Origin of the sequence: Streptomyces sp. H39-S7 (assembly GCF_027158205.1) — a bacterium.
Taxonomy (GTDB): Bacteria; Actinomycetota; Actinomycetes; order Streptomycetales; family Streptomycetaceae; genus Actinacidiphila.
In genome coordinates, this window is record NZ_JAPVLU010000014.1 from 38,817 (window position 1) to 61,105 (window position 22,289).

General features: G+C 69.4%; 22 protein-coding genes and 1 pseudogene. 12 read left to right on the plus strand and 11 right to left on the minus strand.

Annotated elements, in window-relative coordinates:
• Positions 1-53: 53 nt before the first annotated feature.
• From O3X23_RS15485 to O3X23_RS15495, 3 genes are all read left to right on the plus strand, one after another.
• The gene (locus O3X23_RS15485) at positions 54-467 is read left to right on the plus strand and encodes an SHOCT domain-containing protein (RefSeq protein WP_269271951.1); all 414 of its coding nucleotides are present in this window, start codon (positions 54-56) and stop codon (positions 465-467) included.
• A gap of 124 nt (positions 468-591) precedes the next feature.
• Entirely contained in the window at positions 592-1,581 is a 990-nt protein-coding gene (locus tag O3X23_RS15490) for a zinc-binding dehydrogenase (protein ID WP_269271952.1), read from the plus strand.
• A gap of 139 nt (positions 1,582-1,720) precedes the next feature.
• Positions 1,721-2,176: a tellurite resistance TerB family protein gene (locus tag O3X23_RS15495; protein WP_269271953.1), complete on the plus strand. Its 456-nt coding sequence runs from the start codon at positions 1,721-1,723 to the stop codon at positions 2,174-2,176.
• A gap of 43 nt (positions 2,177-2,219) precedes the next feature.
• Here the strand turns inward: O3X23_RS15495 and O3X23_RS15500 are convergent, their stop codons facing one another.
• Both O3X23_RS15500 and O3X23_RS15505 read right to left on the minus strand, forming a co-directional pair.
• Positions 2,220-3,440 (minus strand): sensor histidine kinase, encoded by a 1,221-nt coding sequence (locus O3X23_RS15500; RefSeq protein ID WP_269271954.1) that lies wholly within the window; start codon positions 3,438-3,440, stop codon positions 2,220-2,222.
• Positions 3,437-4,165 (minus strand): response regulator transcription factor, encoded by a 729-nt coding sequence (locus O3X23_RS15505; protein WP_269271955.1) that lies wholly within the window; start codon positions 4,163-4,165, stop codon positions 3,437-3,439. Before O3X23_RS15505 ends, O3X23_RS15500 begins: the two co-directional genes overlap by 4 nt.
• Positions 4,166-4,289: 124 nt before the next feature.
• On the opposite strand from O3X23_RS15505, the gene O3X23_RS15510 reads away from it, so the two are divergent.
• From O3X23_RS15510 to O3X23_RS15540, 7 genes are all read left to right on the plus strand, one after another.
• Positions 4,290-4,778, plus strand: coding sequence for a hypothetical protein (locus O3X23_RS15510; protein WP_269271956.1), 489 nt, complete (start codon positions 4,290-4,292; stop codon positions 4,776-4,778).
• Between the two features lie 35 nt (positions 4,779-4,813).
• Positions 4,814-5,878, plus strand: a complete 1,065-nt coding sequence (locus O3X23_RS15515; protein ID WP_269271957.1) for a peptidoglycan-binding protein — start codon at positions 4,814-4,816, stop codon at positions 5,876-5,878.
• 14 nt (positions 5,879-5,892) lie between these two features.
• A complete protein-coding gene (locus O3X23_RS15520; protein WP_269271958.1) occupies positions 5,893-6,654 on the plus strand; it encodes an ABC transporter ATP-binding protein in 762 nt (253 codons plus the stop codon).
• On the plus strand, positions 6,651-7,850 hold the full coding sequence (locus O3X23_RS15525; protein ID WP_269271959.1) for an ABC transporter permease: 1,200 nt from the start codon (positions 6,651-6,653) through the stop codon (positions 7,848-7,850). Before O3X23_RS15520 ends, O3X23_RS15525 begins: the two co-directional genes overlap by 4 nt.
• A 21-nt stretch (positions 7,851-7,871) precedes the next feature.
• Complete coding sequence (locus tag O3X23_RS15530; RefSeq protein WP_269271960.1) at positions 7,872-8,252, plus strand: STAS domain-containing protein; 381 nt, start codon at positions 7,872-7,874, stop codon at positions 8,250-8,252.
• Positions 8,253-8,374: 122 nt separating this feature from the next.
• A complete protein-coding gene (locus O3X23_RS15535; protein ID WP_269271961.1) occupies positions 8,375-8,872 on the plus strand; it encodes a Pycsar system effector family protein in 498 nt (165 codons plus the stop codon).
• Between the two features lie 2 nt (positions 8,873-8,874).
• Positions 8,875-9,678, plus strand: coding sequence for a Crp/Fnr family transcriptional regulator (locus tag O3X23_RS15540; RefSeq protein ID WP_269271962.1), 804 nt, complete (start codon positions 8,875-8,877; stop codon positions 9,676-9,678).
• On the opposite strand, the gene O3X23_RS15545 is transcribed toward O3X23_RS15540, so the two are convergent.
• The 8 genes from O3X23_RS15545 to O3X23_RS15580 form a co-directional block, all read right to left on the minus strand.
• Positions 9,657-11,345 (minus strand): hypothetical protein, encoded by a 1,689-nt coding sequence (locus O3X23_RS15545; RefSeq protein ID WP_269271963.1) that lies wholly within the window; start codon positions 11,343-11,345, stop codon positions 9,657-9,659. The genes O3X23_RS15540 and O3X23_RS15545 overlap by 22 nt on opposite strands.
• On the minus strand, positions 11,342-12,115 hold the full coding sequence (locus O3X23_RS15550) for a protein phosphatase 2C domain-containing protein (RefSeq protein WP_269271964.1): 774 nt from the start codon (positions 12,113-12,115) through the stop codon (positions 11,342-11,344). The genes O3X23_RS15545 and O3X23_RS15550 overlap by 4 nt, the downstream gene beginning before the upstream one ends.
• A gap of 364 nt (positions 12,116-12,479) precedes the next feature.
• Positions 12,480-13,157 (minus strand): vWA domain-containing protein, encoded by a 678-nt coding sequence (locus O3X23_RS15555; RefSeq protein WP_269271965.1) that lies wholly within the window; start codon positions 13,155-13,157, stop codon positions 12,480-12,482.
• A gap of 61 nt (positions 13,158-13,218) precedes the next feature.
• On the minus strand, positions 13,219-14,922 hold the full coding sequence (locus tag O3X23_RS15560; protein WP_269271966.1) for a vWA domain-containing protein: 1,704 nt from the start codon (positions 14,920-14,922) through the stop codon (positions 13,219-13,221).
• Position 14,923: 1 nt separating this feature from the next.
• Positions 14,924-17,059: a hypothetical protein gene (locus tag O3X23_RS15565; protein WP_269271967.1), complete on the minus strand. Its 2,136-nt coding sequence runs from the start codon at positions 17,057-17,059 to the stop codon at positions 14,924-14,926.
• A 113-nt stretch (positions 17,060-17,172) separates the two neighbouring features.
• Entirely contained in the window at positions 17,173-17,973 is an 801-nt protein-coding gene (locus O3X23_RS15570; protein ID WP_269271968.1) for a hypothetical protein, read from the minus strand.
• Between the two features lie 165 nt (positions 17,974-18,138).
• On the minus strand, positions 18,139-18,786 hold the full coding sequence (locus O3X23_RS15575) for a hypothetical protein (RefSeq protein WP_269271969.1): 648 nt from the start codon (positions 18,784-18,786) through the stop codon (positions 18,139-18,141).
• Positions 18,787-19,056: 270 nt separating this feature from the next.
• Positions 19,057-20,943, minus strand: a complete 1,887-nt coding sequence (locus O3X23_RS15580; RefSeq protein WP_269271970.1) for a DUF2075 domain-containing protein — start codon at positions 20,941-20,943, stop codon at positions 19,057-19,059.
• 334 nt (positions 20,944-21,277) lie between these two features.
• Here O3X23_RS15580 and O3X23_RS15585 point away from each other — a divergent pair.
• Positions 21,278-21,385: pseudogene (locus tag O3X23_RS15585) on the plus strand (IS5/IS1182 family transposase); the annotation flags it as partial.
• Positions 21,386-21,421: 36 nt separating this feature from the next.
• Positions 21,422-21,895, plus strand: a complete 474-nt coding sequence (locus O3X23_RS44180; RefSeq protein ID WP_443047865.1) for a hypothetical protein — start codon at positions 21,422-21,424, stop codon at positions 21,893-21,895.
• Between the two features lie 92 nt (positions 21,896-21,987).
• Here the strand turns inward: O3X23_RS44180 and O3X23_RS15590 are convergent, their stop codons facing one another.
• Positions 21,988-22,212, minus strand: coding sequence for a hypothetical protein (locus tag O3X23_RS15590; RefSeq protein WP_269271971.1), 225 nt, complete (start codon positions 22,210-22,212; stop codon positions 21,988-21,990).
• Between the last annotated feature and the right edge of the window lie 77 nt (positions 22,213-22,289).

Below are 22,289 nucleotides of genomic sequence, written 5' to 3' on the forward strand. Positions count from 1 at the left end.
CGCATGGGGCAACCCCGGATGCGCCAGCTCTGACCAGGGGTTCTCCTGCAGTTATGGACAACTACCCGATGCTCGACCTGTTCTGGACGATGCTCCTGATCTTTTGCTGGGTGCTGTGGTTCTTCCTGCTGTTCCGGATCATCAGTGACCTGTTCCGTGACCACGAGCTCAACGGCTGGGCCAAGGCGGGCTGGATGATCCTGGTCATCGTGCTGCCGTTCCTGGGCGTGCTGGCCTACGTCATCGTGCGCGGCCGCGGCATGAGCCATCGCGAGGCCAAGCAGGCGGAGGCACAGCAGACCGCCTTCAAGCAGTACGTGCGCGAAGCGGCGGGAACGCCGGACGGCACGAACACCGCGGACAACAGCGTGGACCAGCTCCACAAGCTGTCCGAGCTGAAGAGCCGCGGGGACCTCACCGAGGCGGAGTACGCACAGGCCAAGGCGCGGGTCCTCGCCAGGTCGTGACACGGGCTCCCCGGCGGTCCCGTTCTCCGGGTCTCCGGCCTTGACCTGAACCTAGGTTCAGGTCGAAGGATGGGCGGCGCGGCGCCAGCAGGCGCCGCGCCGACAGAAGATCCGGAGAATCGCCATGCGCGCCGCCCGTCTGCACGCCTTCGGCCCCGCGGAGAACCTGACCTACGAGCAGACCGAGACCCCGGTGCCGGGTCCGGGGCAGGTGCGGATCGCCGTCGGCGCGGCCGGGGTCCACATGATCGACACCGTCTTCCGCCGCGGCGACCCGACGAGCCCGTACCCGCTGCCCGAACTGCCGACGATTCCCGGCCGCGAGGTCGCCGGCACCGTCGACGCGCTCGGCGAGGGCACCGACCCGCGCTGGCTCGGCCGCCGGGTCGCCGCGCACCTGGGCATGGTGCCCGGCGGCTACGCCGAGACCGCCGTCACCGACGCGGGAAAGCTGCACGAACTTCCCGAGAACCTGGACTTCGCCCAGGCCATCGCCATGATCGGCACCGGCCGCACCACCCTCGGCATCCTGCGGTTCGCCGACCTGACCGACCAGGACGTGGTGATCGTCACCGCCGCGGCCGGCGGCATCGGCACGCTCCTCGTCCAGCACGCCAAGAACCTCGGCGCGACCGTCGTCGGAGCGGCGGGCGGCCCCGACAAGGTCGAGCGGGTCCGCGGTCTGGGCGCGGACGTGGCCGTCGACTACAACGCCGACAGCTGGACCGACCAGGTGCGCACCGCCCTCGGCGGCAGGTCCGCGACCGTCGTCTTCGACGCCGTCAGCGGCCCGCTCGGCCGCGCCGCCGTCGACCTGCTCGGCAAGGGCGGCAAGCACCTCGTCTACGGCTGGTCCGCCGGCGGTCCGCTGGGACTCGGCGAGGAGGAACTGGCCACGCGCGGGATCACGTCGCAGACCGTCGTCGGCCCCGCGATGATGAAGGCGATCGGCGGCCCCGAGGGCCTGCGCGCCCTGGAGGAGGCGGCTCTCGCGGAAGCCGCGGCGGGCCGCCTCGTGCCGGCGGTGCAGCGTTTCCCGCTGGCGGAGGCCGCCGCGGCACACCGGGCGCTGGAGACGCGCGGCACGATGGGCAAGGTCGTCCTGATGCCGTAGCGGCCGGGCCCTCGCGGCGCATCGTCGCAGCTTGCGGGGGCCGTCCGGGGGATGCCGGGGAACTTGACGGGGCCCCTGGGGAGTTCCCTGGGCGAGATACGAAGAGATACGAGAGTCAACGCGTCGAGGAGACACCACCATGGCCCTGTGGAACCGCTTCAAGGAGTCCGCGCAGACCATGCAGACCCAGCTCACCGCCAAGAAGAACGACCTCAAGAGCGGGGCGTTCCGCGACGCGAGCATGGCGATGTGCGCATTGGTCGCCGCCGCCGACGGTCAGATCGACCCGTCCGAGCGGCAGCGCGTGGCGTCGCTGATCGCGGGCAACGACGTACTGCAGAACTTCCCGGCCGAGGACCTGCAGCGCCGGTTCAACGACTACCTGGGCAAGCTGACCGCCGACTTCGACTTCGGCAAGGTCGGGATCCTGCAGGAGATCGGCAAGGTCCAGAAGAAGCCGACCGAGGCCCGCGCCGTCATCCAGATCGGCATCGTCATCGGCGGCGCCGACGGTGACTTCGACAAGACCGAGCAGGGTGTCGTCCGCGAGGCGTGCTTCGCCGTGGGCATCGACCCCAAGGAGTTCGACCTGTAGGTCCTGTCTGCTCAGGCCGGCGTCCAGCCGGTCACGCGGACGGTCAGGCCGGCGTCCAGCCGGTCACGCGGACGGTCAGACCGCCGCCGGGGTTCACCTCGGCGGCGGCCTCGGCGCCGTGTGCGCGGGCGATCGAGGCGACGATGGACAGGCCCAGCCCCGCCCCCTCCCCCGGCCCGTGCCGCCTGGCCTGTACCCGGCGGAAGGGCTCGAAGAGCTCGGGCACCGCTTCGGGCGGCACTTCGGGGCCGGTGTTGGAGACCTCGAGACCGTCCGCGCCCACCCGGATCCACACCCGCCCGCCCGGGTGGTTGTAGCGGATCGCGTTGCTCACCAGGTTGTGCACCAGGTGCCCGAGCAGCACGGCCTCGCCCCGCACGGTCAGCGGCCGCAGCTCGATCCTGACGGCGACCCCGTGCTCGCCCGCCTGGTCCGCGAGCGCCCTCGCCACGCTCTCCGCGGTCGCGTCGAGTGCGATCGGCCCGACGCGCTCCAGTCCTTGGTCGCTCGCCGAGAGCAGCAGCAGTCCGTCGATCAGCTTCTCGCTGTCGTCGGCGACGTCGATGAGCTTGCGGCGGAGCCGCGCGAGCCGTTCCGGATCCAGGTCCGGGTCGGCCAGCCCGATCTCGGCCGCGGCGCGCTGCACGGCCAGCGGCGTCCGCAGCTCGTGAGCCGCGTTGGCGACGAACCGCTGCTGGGCGGAGACCAGCCGCTCTATCCGGTCGAGCATGGTGTCGAACGTGTCGGCGAGCTGCTTCAGCTCGCCGGGCGGCGCCTTCAGCTTGATGCGCTCGTGCAGGTTCTCACCGGACAGCCGCTGGGCGGTGGACGTGATGACGCCCACCGGGCGCAGCACCCGCCCCGCCATCCACCAGGCCAGCGCCACCGAGAGCACGGCGAAGGCGGCGAGCGAGATGAGCGAGACCGTCAGCAGTTTGCTGAGCGCGGCGCTCTCCGCCGCCGTCGTGATCACCTTCGTCGCGGCGCGCACATTGGAGGGGTCGAACGTCATCCCCTCCATCGGAAGGGCGGGCTGCGCCTTGACGAACCGCTCGCTCGGCAGGGCGTACGGGGGTTGCACACGGTCTATGGGGACCGCGGTGGTGACGGCGAGGCTGATGGTGGAGTAGAGGCCGCTCCGCACCAGCGCGTACACCAGGGCGATCAGCACGCCGCCGGCCAGCACCAGCAGCCCGCCGTACAGACTCGTCAGCCGGGCGCGTTCACTGCTGAGCCGCCACAGGCGCAGACGCAGCCGGCTCATGCCCGCTCCCCGGGGGCGGAGTTCGGGCTCCGGCGCTTGCTGTCGTCCACGCCGTCTTCCATGCTGTCCGCCACCATCCGGTAGCCGACGCCCGGCACCGTCTCCACCACCTGCGGTTCGCCGAGCTTGGTGCGCAGCTTGCTGAGCGTCACCCGCACCGCGTTCGTCCGGTAGCTGGTGTCCTCCTCCCACACCTGCTCGATCAGGTCCTCGCCACTGACGACCGCGCCGTCCGCGCGCATCAGAACCTCCAGCACCGCGAACTCCTTCCGGGACAGGCTCAGATACCGGCCGTCACGGCTGGCCTGCCGGCGAGCGCCGTCCATGACGAGTCCGGCGCGTTCGATCACCGGCGGCAGCGCGGGGTGCGCGCGGCGGCCCAGGGCCAGGACGCGGGCGAGCAGCTCGTCGTAGGCGAACGGCTTGGTCAGATAGTCGTCGGCGCCCAGGCCCAGCCCGGCCACCCGGTCGCGGACCGTGCCGGAGGCGGTGAGCATCAGGACCCGGGTGAGCAGCCGCTGCTCCACGACCCGGCGGCAGACCTCGTCGCCGTGGATGCCGGGCAGATCGCGGTCCAGGACGAGCACGTCATAGGCGCCGAGTTGGAGCTTCCGCAGTCCTTCGGCGCCGTCGGAAGCGACGTCCACCGCGATGGCCGCACGGCGCAGCCCGTCGGCCACCATTTCGGCCAGGAATTCCTCGTCCTCCACCACCAGAACACGCATGGGGTCCTGTTTACCCGATGCGGACCTTTCGTCGTTGTAAAGGAGGCCGGTTAGAGAAACGAGAGTCCGACGGCTGCCAATCTCCTCCTGTCACTGTCCCGAAGAGTCCGAGAGTGAGAATCCCATGAGAAATCGTCACCGCATTTCCGGCGGCGCAGCGGCATTGGCCGCTCTCGCCCTGTTCGCCACCGCCTGTTCGGGCTCCGCATCGGATTCCGCCGCGAAGGGGTCGAGCGGGAAGAGCTCGGCCGACACCGCCGCGGACAAGGCGCTCAAGTTCCGCAAGTGCCTCCGCGAGCAGGGCCTGGACGTGCCCGAACCCAAGCCTGGCGAGGATTCGCGGGGCCTGACGATCGGCAACAACGGCGGCGAGGCGGCCATGAAGAAGGCGATGGACGCCTGCAGGCAGTTCAGCTCGAACCCGTCGGGCGAGATATCCCAGGCGGACAAGGACAAGGCCCTCAAGTTCGCGCAGTGCATGCGCAAGAACGGCGTCGACATGCCCGATCCGAACTTCGGCGGCGGTGGCGGACCGCAGAAGGCGATGCCGATGCCGCAGGGCGCGGCGAAGGAGAAGTTCGACAAGGCCAACAAGCTCTGCTCCGTCGACTGACGAACAGTACGGAGAGGATGGACGGGAATACGTCGATGAAGCGCAAGAGAATCATTCTGGCCGCTGTGGCGGTGGTCGTGGTCACCGTCGGAGGCGGCGTGGCCGTCACCCTGCCGGCCGCCTCCGACAAGGGGGTGGGCCGGCAGAGTTCCGGCCTTCCGCCGGCGACCGCCCCGATCGAGCGCGGCGATCTCAGCGACAGCACCCAGAAGCAGGGCACGCTCGGGTACTCGAAGGAGCGCAAGATCAACGCGGGCGCCATGGGCACCATCACCTGGGTCCCCGGCGCCGGCTCCTCCGTCGCCCGCGACGGCAGGCTCTACGAGGTCGACGGCAAGCCCGTCCGGCTGATGTACGGCACGACCCCCATGTACCGGATGCTCAAGACCGGTGACAAGGGCGACGACGTCCGGCAGTTGAAGGAGAACCTGCGCGCCCTCGGTTTCGGCCCGGGCCTGGCGGCGGACGACAAGTTCACCGCCGGCACCGCCGATGCCGTCAAGCGCTGGCAGAAGGACCACGACCTGCCGCGGACCGGCACGATCGGCCCCGACCAGGTCGCGTTCTCCGCCGGCCCGGTGCGGATCAAGTCGGCGGACTCCACCGTCGGCGACCAGGCCGGCCCCGGCAAGCCGGTGCTGACCACGACCAGCTCGGAGCGGATCGTCGAGTTCAAGCTGGAGGTCGCCGACGGGCAGCTGGCACGGACCGGCACCGAGGTCACCGTCGACCTGCCGGGCGGCGGGACCGCGCGGGGCAAGGTCTCCTCCGTCGGCAAGACCGTCGAGGAGGGCGAGGACCCGCAGGACAAGACACCCAGGATCACCGTCACGGTCACCTTCGACGACCCGTCCAAGGTGGGCGGCCTCGACCGGTCCCCGGTGACGGTGAACCTGACCGGCCGGACCCACAAGGGCGTCCTGTCCGTCCCCGTCAACGCCCTGCTGGCGCTGCCCAGCGGCGGTTTCGGCGTCCAGGTCGTGGAGAACGGCAGGGCGCGCGACGTCGCGGTCGAGCTCGGGATGTTCGGCCAGGGGCGCGTCGAGGTCAGCGGCGGCGGGCTGCGCGAAGGCATGAAGGTCGGGGTGCCGTCGCTGTGACCATGTCCACCTCCATGTCCTCTTCCTCTCCTCCTTCCTCTCCAATCCCTTCTTCCTCTCCTTCGACCGCTGTGGTGGAACTCGTCGGCGTCGGAAAGGAGTACCCGGGCGACGTCGCGGCACTGCGCGGCGTGGACCTGACGATCGACGACGGCGAACTGCTCGCCATCGTCGGCCCGTCCGGCTCCGGCAAGTCCACCCTGCTGCACATCATCGGCACCCTGGACCGGCCGTCCTCCGGCTCGGTCGCCATCGCGGGCCACGACGTCGCCGCGCTGTCCGACCGCCGGCTCTCCGCGCTCCGCGCTCAGCACGTCGGATTCGTCTTCCAGGCGTTCCACCTCGTGCCCGGCATCAGCGCCCAGGACAACGTGGCCGAGGGGCTCCTCTACTCGGGGCAGCCGCGCGCCGAGCGCCGCCGCCGGGCCGCCGCCGCGCTGGAGCGCGTCGGCCTCGCGGACCGGATGGACCACAAGCCGCACCAGCTGTCCGGCGGGCAGAAGCAGCGCGTCGCCATCGCGCGGGCCGTCGTCGGCGAGCCCGACCTGCTGCTCGCCGACGAGCCCACGGGCGCCCTGGACTCTGCCTCGGGCGAGGCGGTCATGGAGCTGCTGCACGACCTCAACAGGGAAGGCGCCACCATCGCCGTGATCACGCACGACGGCGAGATCGCCGACCGGCTGCCCCGCCAGGTGCGGATCCGTGACGGCCGGGTCGTGGCGGACACCAAGCCGCCCCGCCCCCCGCATGCCGGCCCCGGAGGGGTCGCCCTATGAGGCGCACTTCCCTGTCCCCCGCCCGGCTCAGCGCCCGCGACCTGTTCCACGTCGGATCCGCCGGGCTGCGCGGCCGCCCCCTGCGCGTCGTCCTGTCCGCCCTGGGCATCGCACTCGGCATCGCGACGATGATCGCGGTGGTCGGCATCTCGTCCTCCAGCAAGGCGCAACTCATGCGGGAGCTGGACCGGTTGGGCACCAACCTGCTCGTCGTGACCCCCGGGGACGCGCTGTTCAGCGGCCAGGACGCCCGGCTGCCGAAGGAGTCCCCCGGCATGATCGGCCGGATCGACGGCGTCGAGCAGGTCGGTGCGACCGGGGACGTCAAGCAGTCGGTACGCCGCTCCGAGAAGATCTCCGAGGACGACACCGGCGGCATCGCCGTCAAGGCGACCACCGAGGAACTGCTGCGCACCCTGCGCGGCTCGGTGCGCAGCGGCAGCTGGCTCAACAAGGCGACCGGCAGGTACCCGTCCGCCGTGCTCGGCAGCGTCGCCGCCGACCGCCTCGGCATCACCGCCCCTGGGCAGCAGGTGTGCATCGGCGGCCGGTACTTCACCGTCACCGGCATCCTGGACCCGCTGCCGCTCGCCCCCGAGATCGAGCGCTCCGCCCTCGTCGGCTGGGACGCGGCGACACGGCTGCTGGGCTTCGACGGCCATCCGACGTCGGTCTACGAGCGCTCCACCGACGCCGCGGTCGCCGCCGTACGCGACCTGATCCCCCGCACGGCAAATCCGCAGAACCCGCAGGTCGTGAAGGTCACCGACCCCTCGGCCGCGCTCCAGGCGAAGGCCGCCACGGACGGCGCGTTCACCCATCTGCTGCTCGGCCTCGGCGGGGTCGCCCTGCTGGTCGGCGGCGTCGGAGTCGCCAACACCATGATCATCTCGGTGCTGGAACGCCGCTACGAGATCGGCCTGCGCCGCTCCCTGGGCGCCACCAGGGGCCAGATCCGCATCCAGTTCGTCACCGAGTCCCTCATGCTCTCGGGACTCGGCGGCCTCGCGGGCCTCGCCCTCGGCTCCCTCGCCACCTTCGTCTACGCCACCGCCGGCGGCCTCCCCTGGGTGGTGCCGCCGTGGGCCGTCAGCGGCGGCTTCGGCGCCACGCTCGTCATCGGCACCATCGCCGGCCTCTACCCGGCACGCCGCGCAGCCCGCCTCTCCCCGACCCTGGCCCTGCACGCGGCGTAGCGCCCCTCGGAAGGAACCCCCGTGCCCCCGGACCCCCCTTTCGCCGTCCACATCCGCACCCGCGGCACGGTCCCGATCGTCGAACTGCACGGCGAGATCGACCTCATGGCCGTGCCGTACATCAGCCTTCGGCTGGACGGCCTCGCCCACCGGGAGCGCGGGGGCCACCCCCAGGACCTCGTCATCGACCTCACCGCCGTCACGTTCATGGACTGCCGCGGCCTGTCCGTCCTCGTCCACGCCCGCGCCCTCACCACCGCGCGCCACGGCCAACTGCACCTCACCAACGTCCCCGCACCCGTCCGCAGACTCCTGCACCTCACGGGCCTGGAAAGTGCCTTCCCCTCCAGGACGCCCGCGTCGGCGGCGTATCAGCCCCCTGTCGGTGACGCGGTCCAGTGAGGTCGTCGCCCGCTCGCGGTCCGGCCGCTGCGCCTGAACCACGCATTCCTCATATCTGGTACTGCGGCCACGACTACGATGTGATCTGTCCGTTCGCGGCGCGGTGGGGGAAGAGGTCGGCGATGGCGCACGACGATGCGGTAGCGACGGCATGGCGATTACATGCCTCACTCGCCGACTGGACCGGTCGGATCGACGCAAAGGCGTCATTCGCTCTGACCATTGAATCGGCCCTGCTCGCCGGGATCGGCGCCTCGGTCGGCACCAGTCACGGATTCGGCGGGATCTCCGCGTCATGGGCGCAGGGTGCCCTGTGGGCCGGTGCGGGAATGTTGGTGCTTGCCGCGTTCGCTGCGGTCTCGGTGGTGCTACCGAGGGCGGGGACACGGCCGAACGGCCCTCCAGGGCTTGACGATTACCTGTTCTACGGCCATTTGCGTCTCTGGGCGCCGCAGGAACTGGCCGATCGGCTCACCACGGCTGATCCGTTGCCGGCGCTGACCGGCCAGCTCGTGGCCATGAGCGGCATCGCCTGGGCCAAGCACCGCCGGGTACGGCAGTCGCTGATCCTGGCAGTGGCCGGCCTGGTCCTGCTCTCCCTGGCTGTAGTGACCGGTTGAATATGAACCCCGACAACGAGCACGAGTCGCTGAACGAACGGCGGCCCGAGAGGGAGACGTTCTGGTCCCTCCTCGACGGGACCGCCCGGGAACGCCTCGTGTCCGCAGGCCACGTACACACGTACTCCGCGAGATCGCACCTGCTGAGACAGGACGAGTTCTCCGATCACGTCCTTGTCCTGCGCACCGGTTGCGTGAAGGTATACGCCGAGTCAGGGACGGGCTACCAGGTCGTGCTGGCGCTGCGCAACGGCGGTGACCTGCTCGGCGAGCAGGCCGGCCTGGACCGGCAGCCGCGCTCGGCGTCGATCTACGCGCTGACGGACACCGAGGCACTGGTCGTCCCCGCCAGCCGGTTCGCGGCTCTCCTCTGGTCGCAACCCACGATGGGCGCAGCAGTGCAGCAGGTACTGTCACGCCGGTTGCGCGAGGCCGACCGGCACCGGGCCGCGATCGGCTCGGTGCCGGTCGAAGCGCGGCTGGCCGCCCTGGTTCTGGACCTCGGGGAACGCTACGGCAGGCGCACCACCGACGGCTCGTTGCGGATCGACCTGCCGCTGTCACAGGACGACCTGGCCGGTCTGGTAGTCAGCTCGCGCCGGACGATCAGCCGGATCCTGGAGGAGTGGCGCCGGGAGAAGCTGCTCACCACCGGGCGCCAGGCGCTGGAGTTGGCCGGGCTGCACGCGCTGCGCCACCGAGCCGAGGACCCTGGTGCGGTGCCGGGCTGGATCGCGCCGCGCGGGGAGGGCCACGCACCGGGGCGCAGCGCCGGACAGGAGCCTCACACGTTGTCCCACGAGTAACGGGTCAGCCCGTACCGGTCCGCGATGTCGTTCCACTCCCCGACGAACGTCTTCTTCGCCTCGGTGGCCCGGCCGCTTGCCTCGGCAGCGTCCTGGAACTCTGGCGCGTCCCCCGTGTGGTCCGGCGAGCAACCCCCCGAGTTCAGGCTCACGGCCCATCGGCGATAGGCGTCGTCGGCCTCCGCCGATGCCGACCAGGCAGTCCGCAGATCGGTGACTGCCTGATCGCCGCCGGACAGACCACCGACGTCCAGATGGTCCAGCCGGGCCAGCAGATCCCGGCGAGCAGTGGCCGCACGCGAGAAGACGTCGGCGTCGTTCGACAGCGTGTCGCAGCGCTGCACGGACGCGACCGCGGCGCCGACTCCGCTGCGTGTGCCTGCGTTCTCCTGCAGCAACGCGTCCACCGCGGCGGCTTGGTCACGGGCCGCGGAACCGGTGCCGTCTGCCGGGGTCTGTCCCTCGCCGCCCGATCCGCCGGTGCCGGTGGAAGCCGCCTCGCTGCCCGCGGGCGCCGAGCCGTCGCCGGAGCGCACGAGATGGGTGCCGAAGCCGATGAAGAGCAGGGCCGCGAGCACCGCTGCCACGATGGCGGCTCCCCTCGCCGGCGACATCGGACTCCGGGGCTGCTGAGGCATCGGCCGCTGACCGGTCCAGGTAGGGCCCGCGGCCTGCGGCATGTACTGCACGCGCGGTGGAGGCGATGTGCGCGGGGGAGCCGTCGCGAAGGGAGGTCTCCTTGGCACGGTCGGCGGTGCCTGCGCGGGGGCGGTCGGCGGTGACGCCGGAACCCTGCGTAGCGGCCGGTGCCGTTGCGGGTCGGCGATCGCCCGCTCCAATGCCCCGCCCCAGTCCTGCATACTGGGCCGTTCCTTGGGGTTCGCCGAGAGGCCCCACCCGGCCAGTACAGCCAACTCGTTCGACACCTGCGCCAGTTGAGCAGTATCGGTGCCCTCCTGCTCACCGAGGAAGAGCCGGATCGCCAGCAGGGTGAACTTGTACCGGTCACCCTCCGCAGTCGCCAGCGGTTCCCCGTCCGGGACCTTCCAGCCCGGGGTCTCCGCCTGCTCCAGCACGCTGCGCCCCCGCAGTCGCATGGCGTCGCAGTCGATGAAGAAGCAAGCCGGACGCGGAGCCAGGGTGAACAGGAGATTCCTCGCCGACAGGTCCCCGACAGCCACGTCGAGTTTATGCAGTCGACCGAGCAGATCCGCCAGGTCCTTGAGCAGCAGTAGGCGCTGCCGGTCGCTGATCGTGATGCCGATCCGCTCGATGTACTGCTGATCGTTCAGCAGGAACTGAAGATCGGCGATCCGCCGGCGCCCCGGAGCGGTGGCCAATTCGGTCGTGAAGTCGTCCGGCACCTGACGCATCAGAAATCCGCGGGACCGCCCCGCCTGATCGACGATCGCCACGGGCCACGCGCTGCGCTCCGCCAGCCAGCGGCCCACGGCTGCGTCGAGCGACGGAATGAACTCGACCATCGCCTCCAGCGCCGCGAAGTCGGCTTCGCGAAGCGAAGTATCCGAGTACTCCTTGTAGGCGATCGGCCACTCCTTGTTGATCTTCCTTTCCTTGATCGCCCACACCTCTCCCTGGCCGCCCTTGCCGAGGTGTCGCTCCTTGACGAGCGAGTCGAGGTCGACGTGCGGAGCACGCCCGGTCATCTCCGGGCCTCCTGCAGCAGGTGTCTCGGCCAGATGGCGAGCAGCGTGCGGTCGTCGTCGAAGGTCTCCCGGGAGAAGTCCAACAGGTGGGCGAGCCCGCGAGCGGGTACCGGAGTGCGCAGGTGCCGGTGGAACAGTTCCCCAACGGCACCCGTGCCGTCACCCAGCGCGTCCCCGAAACCGTCGGTGCCGACGAGGAGAACGGATGCGGGACCGAGTACCGTCCGCTGGACCGGGAGGGGCGAAGGAACCCGGGGCAGCGGCGTCACCGCCGAGGACAGCACCTCAGTTCCGTACGAGTCCTTCGTCGTCAGGAGACGCTGATAGCCGCCCCCGCTCCTGTCGAGCAACCAGGCGCCGGAGTCACCGACCTGGACGAGGCTGACCTCCGGTACCCCGGACTCGTCGATCCGCACGACACCGGTCACCAGGGTCGTCGCGTACTTGCGCTCGGCCTCTTCGCTGTAGGCCCCTTCGGGCTCACGCCCAGCCGCCGCCCGGGCGACGAGTTGCCAGGCAGCCGACCGCACCACATGGGGCCAGTCCACGGTGGGGGCCCCTGAGTCCAGTTGCTGCAGCAAATTACTGACCGCCCCCCGGCACGCCAGGGCCGAGCCGATCGAGGACTGCTCGGCCGAGGACACACCGTCCGCAACGGCGAACACCACGCTCTGGGTGGGCTCGTGCACGGAGACCGCCACGTCGTCCTCGCGTGGCCGGCCCGCGTAGCGGTGGGCGTACCCGCGCACGGACGCCAAGCGCACCGTCACGAGATCCGTGGACCACCCGTCGTAAACGGTGTCCGGGCGGTACGACGGCGCTGCGGGCGGCCTGGGTTCGAATCGGTACCCCGGCTCCCCAACGGTGATCGCCTCCCAGTCCGCAGGCGAGTACGGCTCCGGTTGAGCCGTCGCGGGCGGCGGGGCGGGTAAGGCTGCAGCCGGCGGCCTGACGGAGGGCGGTGCTGCCGCCGGATGCGCGACGCCGGGACGAGCGCTGGGCGGACGTTCGGGCGGCGGATGAAACAGCGGCACAGGAGGCTGGTCGAAGTCCCCGCGCCACCCGTCCGATCGTACGTAGTCGTCGATCCCGGCGCCCTCGCCCGCCCGGCCGGCGGAATTCGGCCTGTCCATTTCAGACCTCGTCAATTGCCATGTGGAAACCCTCGGGCTTCGTGACGATCAACTCGGCATTGCCGTTCGCCAAGCTGCGGCCGGACTCCACCATGCTCTGGGTGAGGGCCAGGAAGAACGAGGAGATGGCCGTGCCCAGATCGGCACCTGCCACTGCCACCAGGGCGAACTCCTGTTTCGTTGCCACCTCCAGCATCATCGCCGGAGCGGCCTGGCCGATACCGCAGGCAACGACGTTCGGCGCCGCGGGCGTCACACCCCGGTCGGTCAGTCGCCGATGCGGGGTCTTCCAGTCCTCACCGGAGTTGGGCATGCCATCGCTGAGGAAGAACACCGCCGGGCGGTGAACCTTGTACCCCTCGGACTTCAACCGGTTGATGTCGTGCGGCAGCCGGTTCAGCAGCGCGGTGAACACCGCTTCGTAACTGGTGGTGCCCCGGGTGACCAGCTCAGGCAGCTGGGTCTCCCTGCGCAGATCGGCGAGTTCCACCCGCGTCACGACGTCGTCGGAGAAGCCCAGGACCGAGAAGCGCACTTTCGCCGCGGCCATCGGTTCGCCCAGCAGGGTGTTGTGCAACGACTGAAGGCCCTGATTCAGTTCGCCAAGGTGTTTGGTCATCGACCCGGACTCGTCGGCTAGTACGTAGACAGGCAGTAGAGAGCCACGGTTATCGGACACTGCGGTGTTCCTTCTTCTGTGGGTGGCTGTCGGGCGGTGCAATTGCGGGAACTGTCATGGCTCACCCCACCGTCGCGGCGGGCAGCAACCCCTTCGGACACTCGGCGATCAGGTCCGGGCGCCCGGCGAGCACGCCACGGCCCAGATGCAGCAAGGTGTTCTGCAGCAAAGCGGAGAACAGGGCCGTCTGGTCCGCCGCGGGAACCGCGGGGTCCGCGACGAAGGCCAGCTCAGGACTGGAGGCGATCCGCAGCACACCGCGGGATTCTGCTGTGCCCAGACCGCAGGCGACGATGGTGGGGGCGTAACGGTGTGCCGCGAGGCTCTGCCGGGCGTCGGGCCATTTCACGTTGTCCTGCGGAGGGGCGGTGGTCACCAGGAACACCACGGGACGGTGGACCCGGCCACCGCCGTGCTTGAGACGGTCAACATCTCCGGGCAGCAGGTCGAGCAGCCCGTCGAAGGCCGCGGCGAGGTGCAGGCCGCCGCCGGCCGAGAGATGGGGCACATCCGTGCCCCAGTCGACCCGTGTCAACGGCATCCTCATGTCCGGGCGTTCGGCGAAGCCGATCACGGACAGCCGCAGGCCTGCCGCCACGTCGGGGCTCTGGGTCAGTGCGGTGTGGAGCGAACGCAGCGCGTCGTTGAAGCCCGCGGTGAACGGCGCGGCCGACTGCGAGGCGTCGAGCACCACGTAGACCGGCATCGTCGCCCCGGCGCCCGCCGGGGCCGCACCGGCCGGCGCCCCTGGTGCCGGGCCCGCGACCGCGGCCGCGCCGCCCCACATCACCGGGGCGGTGGCGGCCGGCCCCACGGCGGGCGGTGGCGGCCCCCCGACCTGCGGGCCGTACATCGGGAGCGCGCCTACTGCCGGACCACCGTAGGACGACATCAGGTCCGGAGCCCGGAAGAAGTCCTTCTCGACCATGAACTTGAACATCTCGTCGCTGCGCTGGGTGCCCAGCTCCCAGCGCATGGCCTGAGTGCTCTCCCACTCGAGACGCAGTTGCAGCGCACGCTCCGTGTCCTCGGGATGCTTGACGAGATGCTGCCGGATGAGCCCCTCGATGTCCCAGCTCATCCCGGCAAGGGCAGCACCACGGCGCTTCTCGCGATCCAGTTCTCCGGTGAGCCTGAGGTTCTCGACGGCCTCGTCCGACGTGACCTCCGCCACCCGCTTCTCGTGTTGCCGCTGCCCCAGAGTCCCGTCCCGGCGCGCCCGGGTCAGCGCCTTGATGTACTGCCTCGCGTCGTCGTCCGGCTCGATATGGACCCGGCACAGGTAGATCGTCAGACCTTCAGGGAGCCGGACCGGCTGCTGGAACGCCCTGTTCACCTCCTCCTCCGCCCGGTCGGCCTCATCGATCGCGTAGCGGCGCGCGGTCGTGCGCAGAAGGTGGATGACGTGTCCGTACACAATGGGCAGCGCGTCGGGAACACTGCGGCGCACCACCTGCTCCGGGTCCTCGACCCGGAAGCCGACATCCAGCGTGGCCTCGAAACGATGCGCCTGGTCGCTGCACGGCAGCGGGGTGCTGCGCACTGCCGCCTGCCGTCGATGGTCGCCGAGGTCGACCGCCAGCCGGGTACCGCTCCTGCCGAGCACCTTCGCCCAGAAATTCGGGGTCGCACTCGTGCCGACGGTGAGCTTGCCGTCGGAGGCGATATGAACGATGGCCACGTTACGGTGCCGGTCCCACCAATCCTTGTGCTGATCGCTCGGCATCGAGTCCACGCTGGTGATCAGGGGCAGCGTCGCAGCCATGTCATTCCTTCTCTCGGTCGAGCACTCTGTTCACGGCCCACGCAGTGAGCGGCAGCGGGGCGAGTTCGTCACGATCGGTCCATTCGGCGGCGTACCGGCGGATGATGCGGCCCGAGCGGCCATCACCGTGCACTAGGGCTCCCAGCATGTTCAGAAAGGTCTCCCGCAGCCGGGAGTCCGTCTCGGCGAGCGCCGCCCAGTTCCGCAGCGTCTGTTGTGCCTGCCGATGGGAGATGGGCTGGCCCAGCGCCTCACGCCACAGCAGCACCAGCGGATCGCGTACCTCGGCCCGGACTTCGCTCAGGAAGAGCAGCGCCGGCCATCCGTCATAGCCCTCGAATTCCGGTTGCGTGCCGTCGATGACGAGGCCGGTCGCCATGATCAGAAAGGCCAGCAGGCAAGTGGGGCGGGTCTGCGGCGGCGCCAGGCCGGTCCGCAGCGCACCCAGCACCAAAGGTGCCCGTGTGTAGTCGTCCGCCAGGAGGTCGGTGTAAGCGTTGCCGATGGCCACCGCGACCTTGATGCTGTCCACAGCCGACAGCCGGGCCAGCCGCGTGATGTTCTGCTCCGCGTCGCCGGAGGCCGACAGCAGGCCGTACACCCGTGCGGCCGTGGCCTGGCCGAGCGGACGGCTCCGATCGGCGAACCATTCGGCGACCAGCACGTCGATCTGTGGGCGTAGTTCCGGATCGCCGGCCCCGATCGACAGCGCGTAGGCGACCGCCTCACGAAACCGCTCGTCCTGATGGAACGCCCAACCGGCCAGCACGCGCCGGTTCAGGTACGGAAACGCCGTCGGCAGCAGTCCGCCGAGAGCCACCGCCGCGTACACCCGCACCTCGTCGGAGCGGTCCGTGACCAACTCGCCCAGCCAGCCGAGCAGCAGCTCCTGAATCGGGTACTCCGACCAGGCGTGCGCGAGCACCTGCCGCGGATAGTCCGGATCCTGGTACTCCAAACAGCATCCCGTGCCGGGCGCGTCGACCCGGCCGGCGCGCAGCCGGGCCAGCAGCTTCCGCATCGGCAGAGCCAGGGGGTCGTGTGCTGGCAATGGCTGGTAACGGACCGCCGGATCCTGCGATCCGGTGTGAACGCGAACTGCGTCCAGCCGACGTTCCAGCATGCGCGCGGCGTCGGTGATGTCCTCCTGCGGCAGGCCGTTGAGCACGGCCAGCGCCAGTGAGAAGCAGCGGGTGAAGGTCTCCGTCAGACTGCCGGCCCAGATCGCGAAGGTCTCGACGCCCTTACGAGCCATCCGGTCACGGATCCGGTGCAGGTCAGGCTCGCCGGACTGATACTCGTCATGCAGCGCGGTGGCGAGATCCGCGGCGCTGCCGCAGGTCGCGTTGGCGTCCAGGTGCTCGGCGAGCAACGCCTCCACCTCGGCGTCGGCGAGCATCCGCTCCGCCTCCCGCACGCCGAACCGCCAGCGAAGGTAGCGCCTGACGATGCCGCGGAGCACCGGTGGCCGGGTCAGGTCCACCACTCCGGTCAGCAGCTCGCTGTCCGCCACGTCGGTATCGGCGATGGTGACGACCATGACGGCGTTCGCGTCCAGAAGGGCGGTCTGCAACCGGTCGAATATCTCGCCACGCAGATTCGCCGCGTCCGCCGGCCGGTCCAGCAGGAAGCCGGCACCGGCTTCGATGCCCATACCGGAACCGTCGGCTGCCGAGGTGTCCAGGCGGTCGGCCAGCGACGCGAAGTCCACCCCGCTGTCGAGGTGGTAGACCGGTCCGCGGCATGGCAAGAGGAGCCGTACGGCGGTGGCGGCTTTGCCCAGGCCGTCGGCACCGCGCAGGATGGCCATGCCCTGCTTGGCCAGCGCCACGCGCGCCTCGTCGTACCCCGGTGCCTCCTCGTACGCGTTCTGAATTCGTTCACGCAGCACCGGTGACAACGGCCGCAGTCGTTCGCGCGCCCCACCGAGCAGGAAAACGTACTTGTCGCGGCCGACAGCATCGCCGTCCACGTTGGCGAAGGCGTTGCGCAGGTGGCCGTGCCGTTGGGATCCCGCTCCGAAGCGGCCGGTGGCGGCGTCTTCCCCGCCCGTGCCGATCCGGTCGTCGTCATGCGCAGCAGGGTCGGGGCCGTGACCGGAGCCCGACGCCGCTTCCGGGGTACCCCCTCCCGGCACGCCATCGGCCCCGCCCGCAGGCGGGGCCGTGGCCGGTGCCGGTTCGGAAGCTCCCCCAACCGCTCCCGAACCGGCAGCTCCTCCCCCCGCGCCCCCCAGCGGTATGGGCTGATTCACCAGCGGACCGGTCCTTGCTGGTGAACGACCTTGTCCCGGCCGACGACGTCACCGTGGACGACACCAACCTGGATGGCGCTCCCGCCGACCGCGCCGTCCTGCGCGCGGGCGCCATCTCCGTTATCCGGCTGGGCGCCTCCAGAGGCCGCGAAAGGCGACAGCGCAGCCGGCTTCGGCTCTGCGGCAGCTTTCGGCCGCGGCGGCAGTCCCGGCGGCGCGCTGAACCCCGGCACAGTGATCCAACTCTCGACCACCTCACCGTGTTTGGTGGTGAACTGCAGCGGGAGATACGCGGCGGGGTCGATCCCCCGATGGGCGTGCCGAACGACACCGTCGTACACCTGCCCCGAGACGATGAACGCCAGATGAGCGGATTCGGCAGCTTCCAGCACGTCACGCAGCGGCTGCGCATCCACCAGGCGGCACGCCATGTTCACCGCGTCCCCGGACCACCCGTGCCGGTCCTTCGTGACCAGCCCCTGGTGGAGGGCCAGTCGCATGCGCAGGGAGTGTGCTGAGCTGAAGACCTGAGCCTTCTCACGCAGTCCGTCATCGAGCGCACGCACCAACGGCCCCGCCAGCCGTACCGGCGAGATCGTGGGCGGCACCAACATCAGAATGCCGTCCCCGCGATCCTCGGCAACGACCACCCCACGGTCGATGCCCACCTGCGCGAAGGCGCTCTCCACCACCTTGTACATCGCGTCGCGCATGGACCGCTGAATGAGGTCGGACCTCGTGCTGAAACTCTCCAAGTCCAAGACCAGGATCCAGTAGTGCAGCGCTTCGGATGTCATCGAACCCCTCTCGCGGAACCGGTCACTTCCCGGCTCCTCATGTCCTACGGCACGGCTCAGCGTCCGTCTACGCCATATGGCGCACAACGGCTCAGACCGGCTTCTGGGTGCGGGGTGAGGCGACCCATCGAAGACCGGCAGACAACCGCCCTGCCGACTACCGGGTCAGCGACGCAGTTGATCTGGCGGAGCTTGGGGATCGGTGAAGACGGCCAGATACTGGAATTCGCCCCGAAGCCCATCTTGGCGCGAGTATGGCTGCCAGTTGAGGCGGTACCTGCCGCGCAGCGTCCGGGTGTTCGGTTCGTAGTCGCCGCCGCCCCAGAGCAGGTTCCCCGTGAGCGTGCGCCCTTCGTGGATGCGGAAGTCCTGGTCCCGAGTGGACTTGCGGCCCTGCTTCGGCGGTGTCCACAACCCGGCTTCGTTGGTGACGAGGAGCGCCAGACCGTTCTGGTCAGGTCGATTACTGAAGCGCTCCAGCCTGGCGATGTCGGAGACGAAGCCGAGCCGGGCCAAGTCAGCAGCGGAGTGCGCCTTCAGCGCGTACTGCTCAGGGACGTGCCCAGCCGTACCGATCCGTTCCGCGGTGCGGTACTTGAACTCGATGGCCGTGCGGGTCGAAGGACCGATGCACATCAGGTCGAGGTACTCGGCGGGCGCCGTAGTCGCTTGGTGCTGACGCACCTCCAGCCTGGATCGGATCGAGGGGGCCAGTTCCCACAATGCCCGCGCGAAGCTGTGTTGAAGATCCGCCTCGGAGTGGAATACCGGCCACTCCAGCCGGAGCCGGGCCATGACGTCCTGAAGAGGCACCTCTCCGGCGATAAGTGGTTCGGGCGTCATCGCGGAGCCCGGTTACCGCGCGGCAAGCGGCGCTGTTGTTTCCCTCTCACACTTCCCCCACATGTGCGGAGATTCCCTCGGGAGTGACCGTAGCTACGTTGCACGGGCCGAATCAGTTGTTTCTCACAACCCCTGCAGCTACTACGGCGAGAAGAGTAGGGCCGACGCTGGCAGCCGGGTCTGCAGCGGATCCTATGACCGACAAGCCGTCCAATTGTCCTGGCGGTCGGAGAAGAGCCGTCAGACGGAAACGGCGATCCGCTGACCCTCGACCAACTCGCGCAGCCTGTCCTGGCTCTCCGGGTCCGTCGAGTACACCACCGTGCCGACCATGCCGCGCGTCAGCAGGACCTTGTAGGTATTGCGAATCAGGCGGTCCACGTCGGCGTCCGGCGTGGACTTCTTGAAGACCGGGTCCTTGGACTTCGTACGGTCGGTGACCCAGCGGTCGCCACGCCAGACCAGGTCCGGGCCGATGATGACTCCGGACCAGTCGTACTCGAACCCCTGCGCGGTGTAGACGCAGCCGATCTGTCCGAAGCCGGCCGGGTCGGTCGCCCACAAGGCGGACGGAGGTGCTCCGGAGATCGCACGATCGCCGCGCAGGTTCCACGGGCGCGTCCAGTCGCCGATCACGACATCCGCCGGAAGCGGGTCTCCGGGCCTGGGCTCCGGTGACCAGGGCCAGCAATAGCCGGCGGACATCCGCGCACTCGCGTGGTCCTCGGCGCGGCGAGCCTCGAGGAACGTCTCCATCTCCCGCGGGCTTCGCGCAACCTGGAGGTGCATACGGTCGTCGGGTTCCCACGAGACCGGGCCTCCCGGCTCCAGGCCGAGGAACCGTATTACCCATCTCAGATAGGCGTCGCTGCCGCCGCAACGGAACTGGCTGTCCAGCGACACAACACGGCAGTCGATTCCCTTGCGGGTCGCAGCCGCCTCGATTTCAGCCACCGTCCCCATCTCGCCGGGGCGCACGACCTGGTGCTCGTCGAGGAGGAAGACAGGAACGCGGGCAACGTCGATGAGTTCGTCGATCTGCGGCCTGCCCGTACGGTGGGCTGCCGAGGTGTAGCGGTTGGCGGAGGTTTCCCGGATGCGGTGGGCTTCGTCGCAGATCACGACGTCGAGGGTGTTCTTCTCGGCCGTCATGAAGCTGTTGAAGTACTTGAAGAGATCCTGCACTTCACGCTTGCGGGCGCCGGCCACCTTGCGCATGGTCTTGGTGAACGACTGGGATCCGGTGGCGTGCAAAGCCGGGACGCCTTGGCGATACAGCTCACCGAGAACCGACAACGCGATGACGCTCTTGCCGGTCCCAGGACCACCCGTGACGACCACGACCGTCTTGTGGTCGGACTGTTTGGCGTCGCGGACGGCATTGAGCACCGTCCGGTAGGCGACCTGCTGCTGGTCCAGCAGAACGAACTGTTCGCGCTCGCGCACCTCCTGTGCCGCTAGCGCCATCAGCTGCTGGGACGGCACGGTCTTGCCGGCCAGGAGCTCGTCGGCTGCCCCAGCCCCCGGATGCTTGTCGGACAGCTTGGCGCGGAGGTAGTCGAGGAATGCTCCCCTGCCTTCGGCGGTGAACAATTGCCCCCGGTCGTCGAGTTCCACCTCCCGCAGACCATTCACGCCGTACTCGGTGGCGTTGTGGAGGTACGCAACGCCACCGACCCGCTTCGGATGCCCGGCAAGGGCGCCATTGAAGTTGACCAAGTACTCGCAGTACCGACGTACCTGCTCGATCGGGTTGAGGACCGGATGCGCGTAGGCATCTACAAGGCAGAGCTCGGGGTCGTCGTCGTGCGGGCTGGCCTGGCTCCACTGCTTCAGCTCGACAACGACATAGGACGGCTCGCCGCTGACCGGATGCACGCCGGCGAGCACGGCGTCGGCTCGCTTGCTGTTCAGCGGCAATGCGTACTCCAGCATCACCTCCACGTCACCGAGACCGGCGTCGTTCAGCGCCGCGGCCAGCAGCGGAATGCTGCGCTCCCACGAGCGGACCTCGGAGGATCCGGGCCGGTACCCGTGCATGTGGACGAACTGCTCGGTGAGGCGGAGCGGAAGCGAGCCGTCAAGGGCCATGACGGCAACCGTCCTGGCTGACGCGCGGAGCAGCAAGGAGTTCCCCCAGGCAGCACGAAGTGACTCGTGCGGGTGGGGGCATGTCCTTCGAAACTCCACTGAGGTGGAGCGGAAGCCCGTCGGGCCGCGATGACTGGATCAAGGGTACTCAGACGTCAGATGGGCCGGAGGATCTTTCGCTCACACGGCGCGCGAAAGCCTCGTCATCAGGACGACCAGAGCCCAGATCTGCTGGGCAGTATCACTGAACCCTTTCAATGTGGTCACCGATCGAGTGACGGCGGTGAGGGGGACCAGAACGCAACACACGAGGCTCCCGAACCGTTGAGGGAGGTGTTCGACGTCTTAACCCAGCGGCGTAGAAGCCTCGTTGGACTTCTACACCAGCGCGCTCGACCTGCCGCACGCTGTGGTCGAGTGGGTCACGATGCTCATCGTCACGCGCGAGAGTGACCTGCGGTGCAAGTTCCCGCCGCACGGGCCTGCTGAAGACCCTGCGCGAGCGGGCCCCCGCCTGGGAGGACTGGGGAACTGCCCCTCGCGGTCCAGACTCGGTGTCGCCGTGGGGCAAGCGGCTGGAAGCCGCCGGAGTAGTGCGCCCGTAGTCGAAGCGGCGGGCGGCGACATGAAGGACATCCAGGAGACACTGGGCCACTCGTCCCTCACCGTCAGCGCGGACGTCTACACCAGCCTGCTGCCGGAATTCGACCGGGCCATCGCCGAGCGCGCGGCGCTCCTCGTACCCCGCGCCAGCAGGGCGAACGGGCCGAACGGTGCTCCCCCGTCCGAGGCACTCGCAGAACCGGTTGGGCCGTCCGCTCACGCATCGCTCACGCAAGCGGCCCCGGACGCAGAGTCCGAGGCCGTTGATGACGCTCCTAGACGACCAAAACTGCAGGTCATCCAGGGTGGGAATGAGAGCCCCCTGTCGGATTCGAACCGACGACCTTCGCTTTACAAGCGCCGCTGGGATCGTGATCGTGAGTGACGAACCGCGCCGCACGGTGCTGTTCCTGCTGGTCAGCGCCGCGCGACATGTTTCACTGTCCGTGATGGGTTGGCCCTTTCCAGCCCGTCCGCTCACGCATCGCTCACGCAAATCTCCCACCAAGTGCCGGCCGGGTGGTGGTTCTGGTGTCGGTCATTCACGGTGATCTGACGGCCGCACAGGTCGTAGCCATAGGTCCAGATGTTCTTTGCCGTGACGTCGGTGCGCGGCGCCGGCTTGCCGGCCGGAGTGTGGGTGTAACTGGCGACATCGGCACGACTTGCGTGCCCCGTGACCCGGGGCTGCGGTAGTGCCACAGCTGGCTGGCCAAGCCCCGCGCATCAGTGAAGGTGGTAGCGGGAGCGCAACCGCTGGGGTGTCACATCGGTCGCGT

Bases quoted from the DNA above. Each gene is read 5' to 3' on its own strand.
- O3X23_RS15540 (WP_269271962.1), top strand. From the start codon at position 8,875: ATGAACCCCGACAACGAGCACGAGTCGCTGAACGAACGGCGGCCCGAG.
- O3X23_RS15535 (WP_269271961.1), top strand. From the start codon at position 8,375: ATGGCGCACGACGATGCGGTAGCGACGGCATGGCGATTACATGCCTCA.
- O3X23_RS15520 (WP_269271958.1), top strand. From the start codon at position 5,893: ATGTCCTCTTCCTCTCCTCCTTCCTCTCCAATCCCTTCTTCCTCTCCT.
- O3X23_RS15495 (WP_269271953.1), top strand. From the start codon at position 1,721: ATGGCCCTGTGGAACCGCTTCAAGGAGTCCGCGCAGACCATGCAGACC.
- O3X23_RS15560 (WP_269271966.1), bottom strand. From the start codon at position 14,922: ATGGCTGCGACGCTGCCCCTGATCACCAGCGTGGACTCGATGCCGAGC.
- O3X23_RS15490 (WP_269271952.1), top strand. From the start codon at position 592: ATGCGCGCCGCCCGTCTGCACGCCTTCGGCCCCGCGGAGAACCTGACC.
- O3X23_RS15500 (WP_269271954.1), bottom strand. From the start codon at position 3,440: ATGAGCCGGCTGCGTCTGCGCCTGTGGCGGCTCAGCAGTGAACGCGCC.
- O3X23_RS15525 (WP_269271959.1), top strand. From the start codon at position 6,651: ATGAGGCGCACTTCCCTGTCCCCCGCCCGGCTCAGCGCCCGCGACCTG.
- O3X23_RS15485 (WP_269271951.1), top strand. From the start codon at position 54: ATGGACAACTACCCGATGCTCGACCTGTTCTGGACGATGCTCCTGATC.
- O3X23_RS15545 (WP_269271963.1), bottom strand. From the start codon at position 11,345: ATGACCGGGCGTGCTCCGCACGTCGACCTCGACTCGCTCGTCAAGGAG.
- O3X23_RS15515 (WP_269271957.1), top strand. From the start codon at position 4,814: ATGAAGCGCAAGAGAATCATTCTGGCCGCTGTGGCGGTGGTCGTGGTC.
- O3X23_RS15510 (WP_269271956.1), top strand. From the start codon at position 4,290: ATGAGAAATCGTCACCGCATTTCCGGCGGCGCAGCGGCATTGGCCGCT.
- O3X23_RS15505 (WP_269271955.1), bottom strand. From the start codon at position 4,165: ATGCGTGTTCTGGTGGTGGAGGACGAGGAATTCCTGGCCGAAATGGTG.
- O3X23_RS15570 (WP_269271968.1), bottom strand. From the start codon at position 17,973: ATGACATCCGAAGCGCTGCACTACTGGATCCTGGTCTTGGACTTGGAG.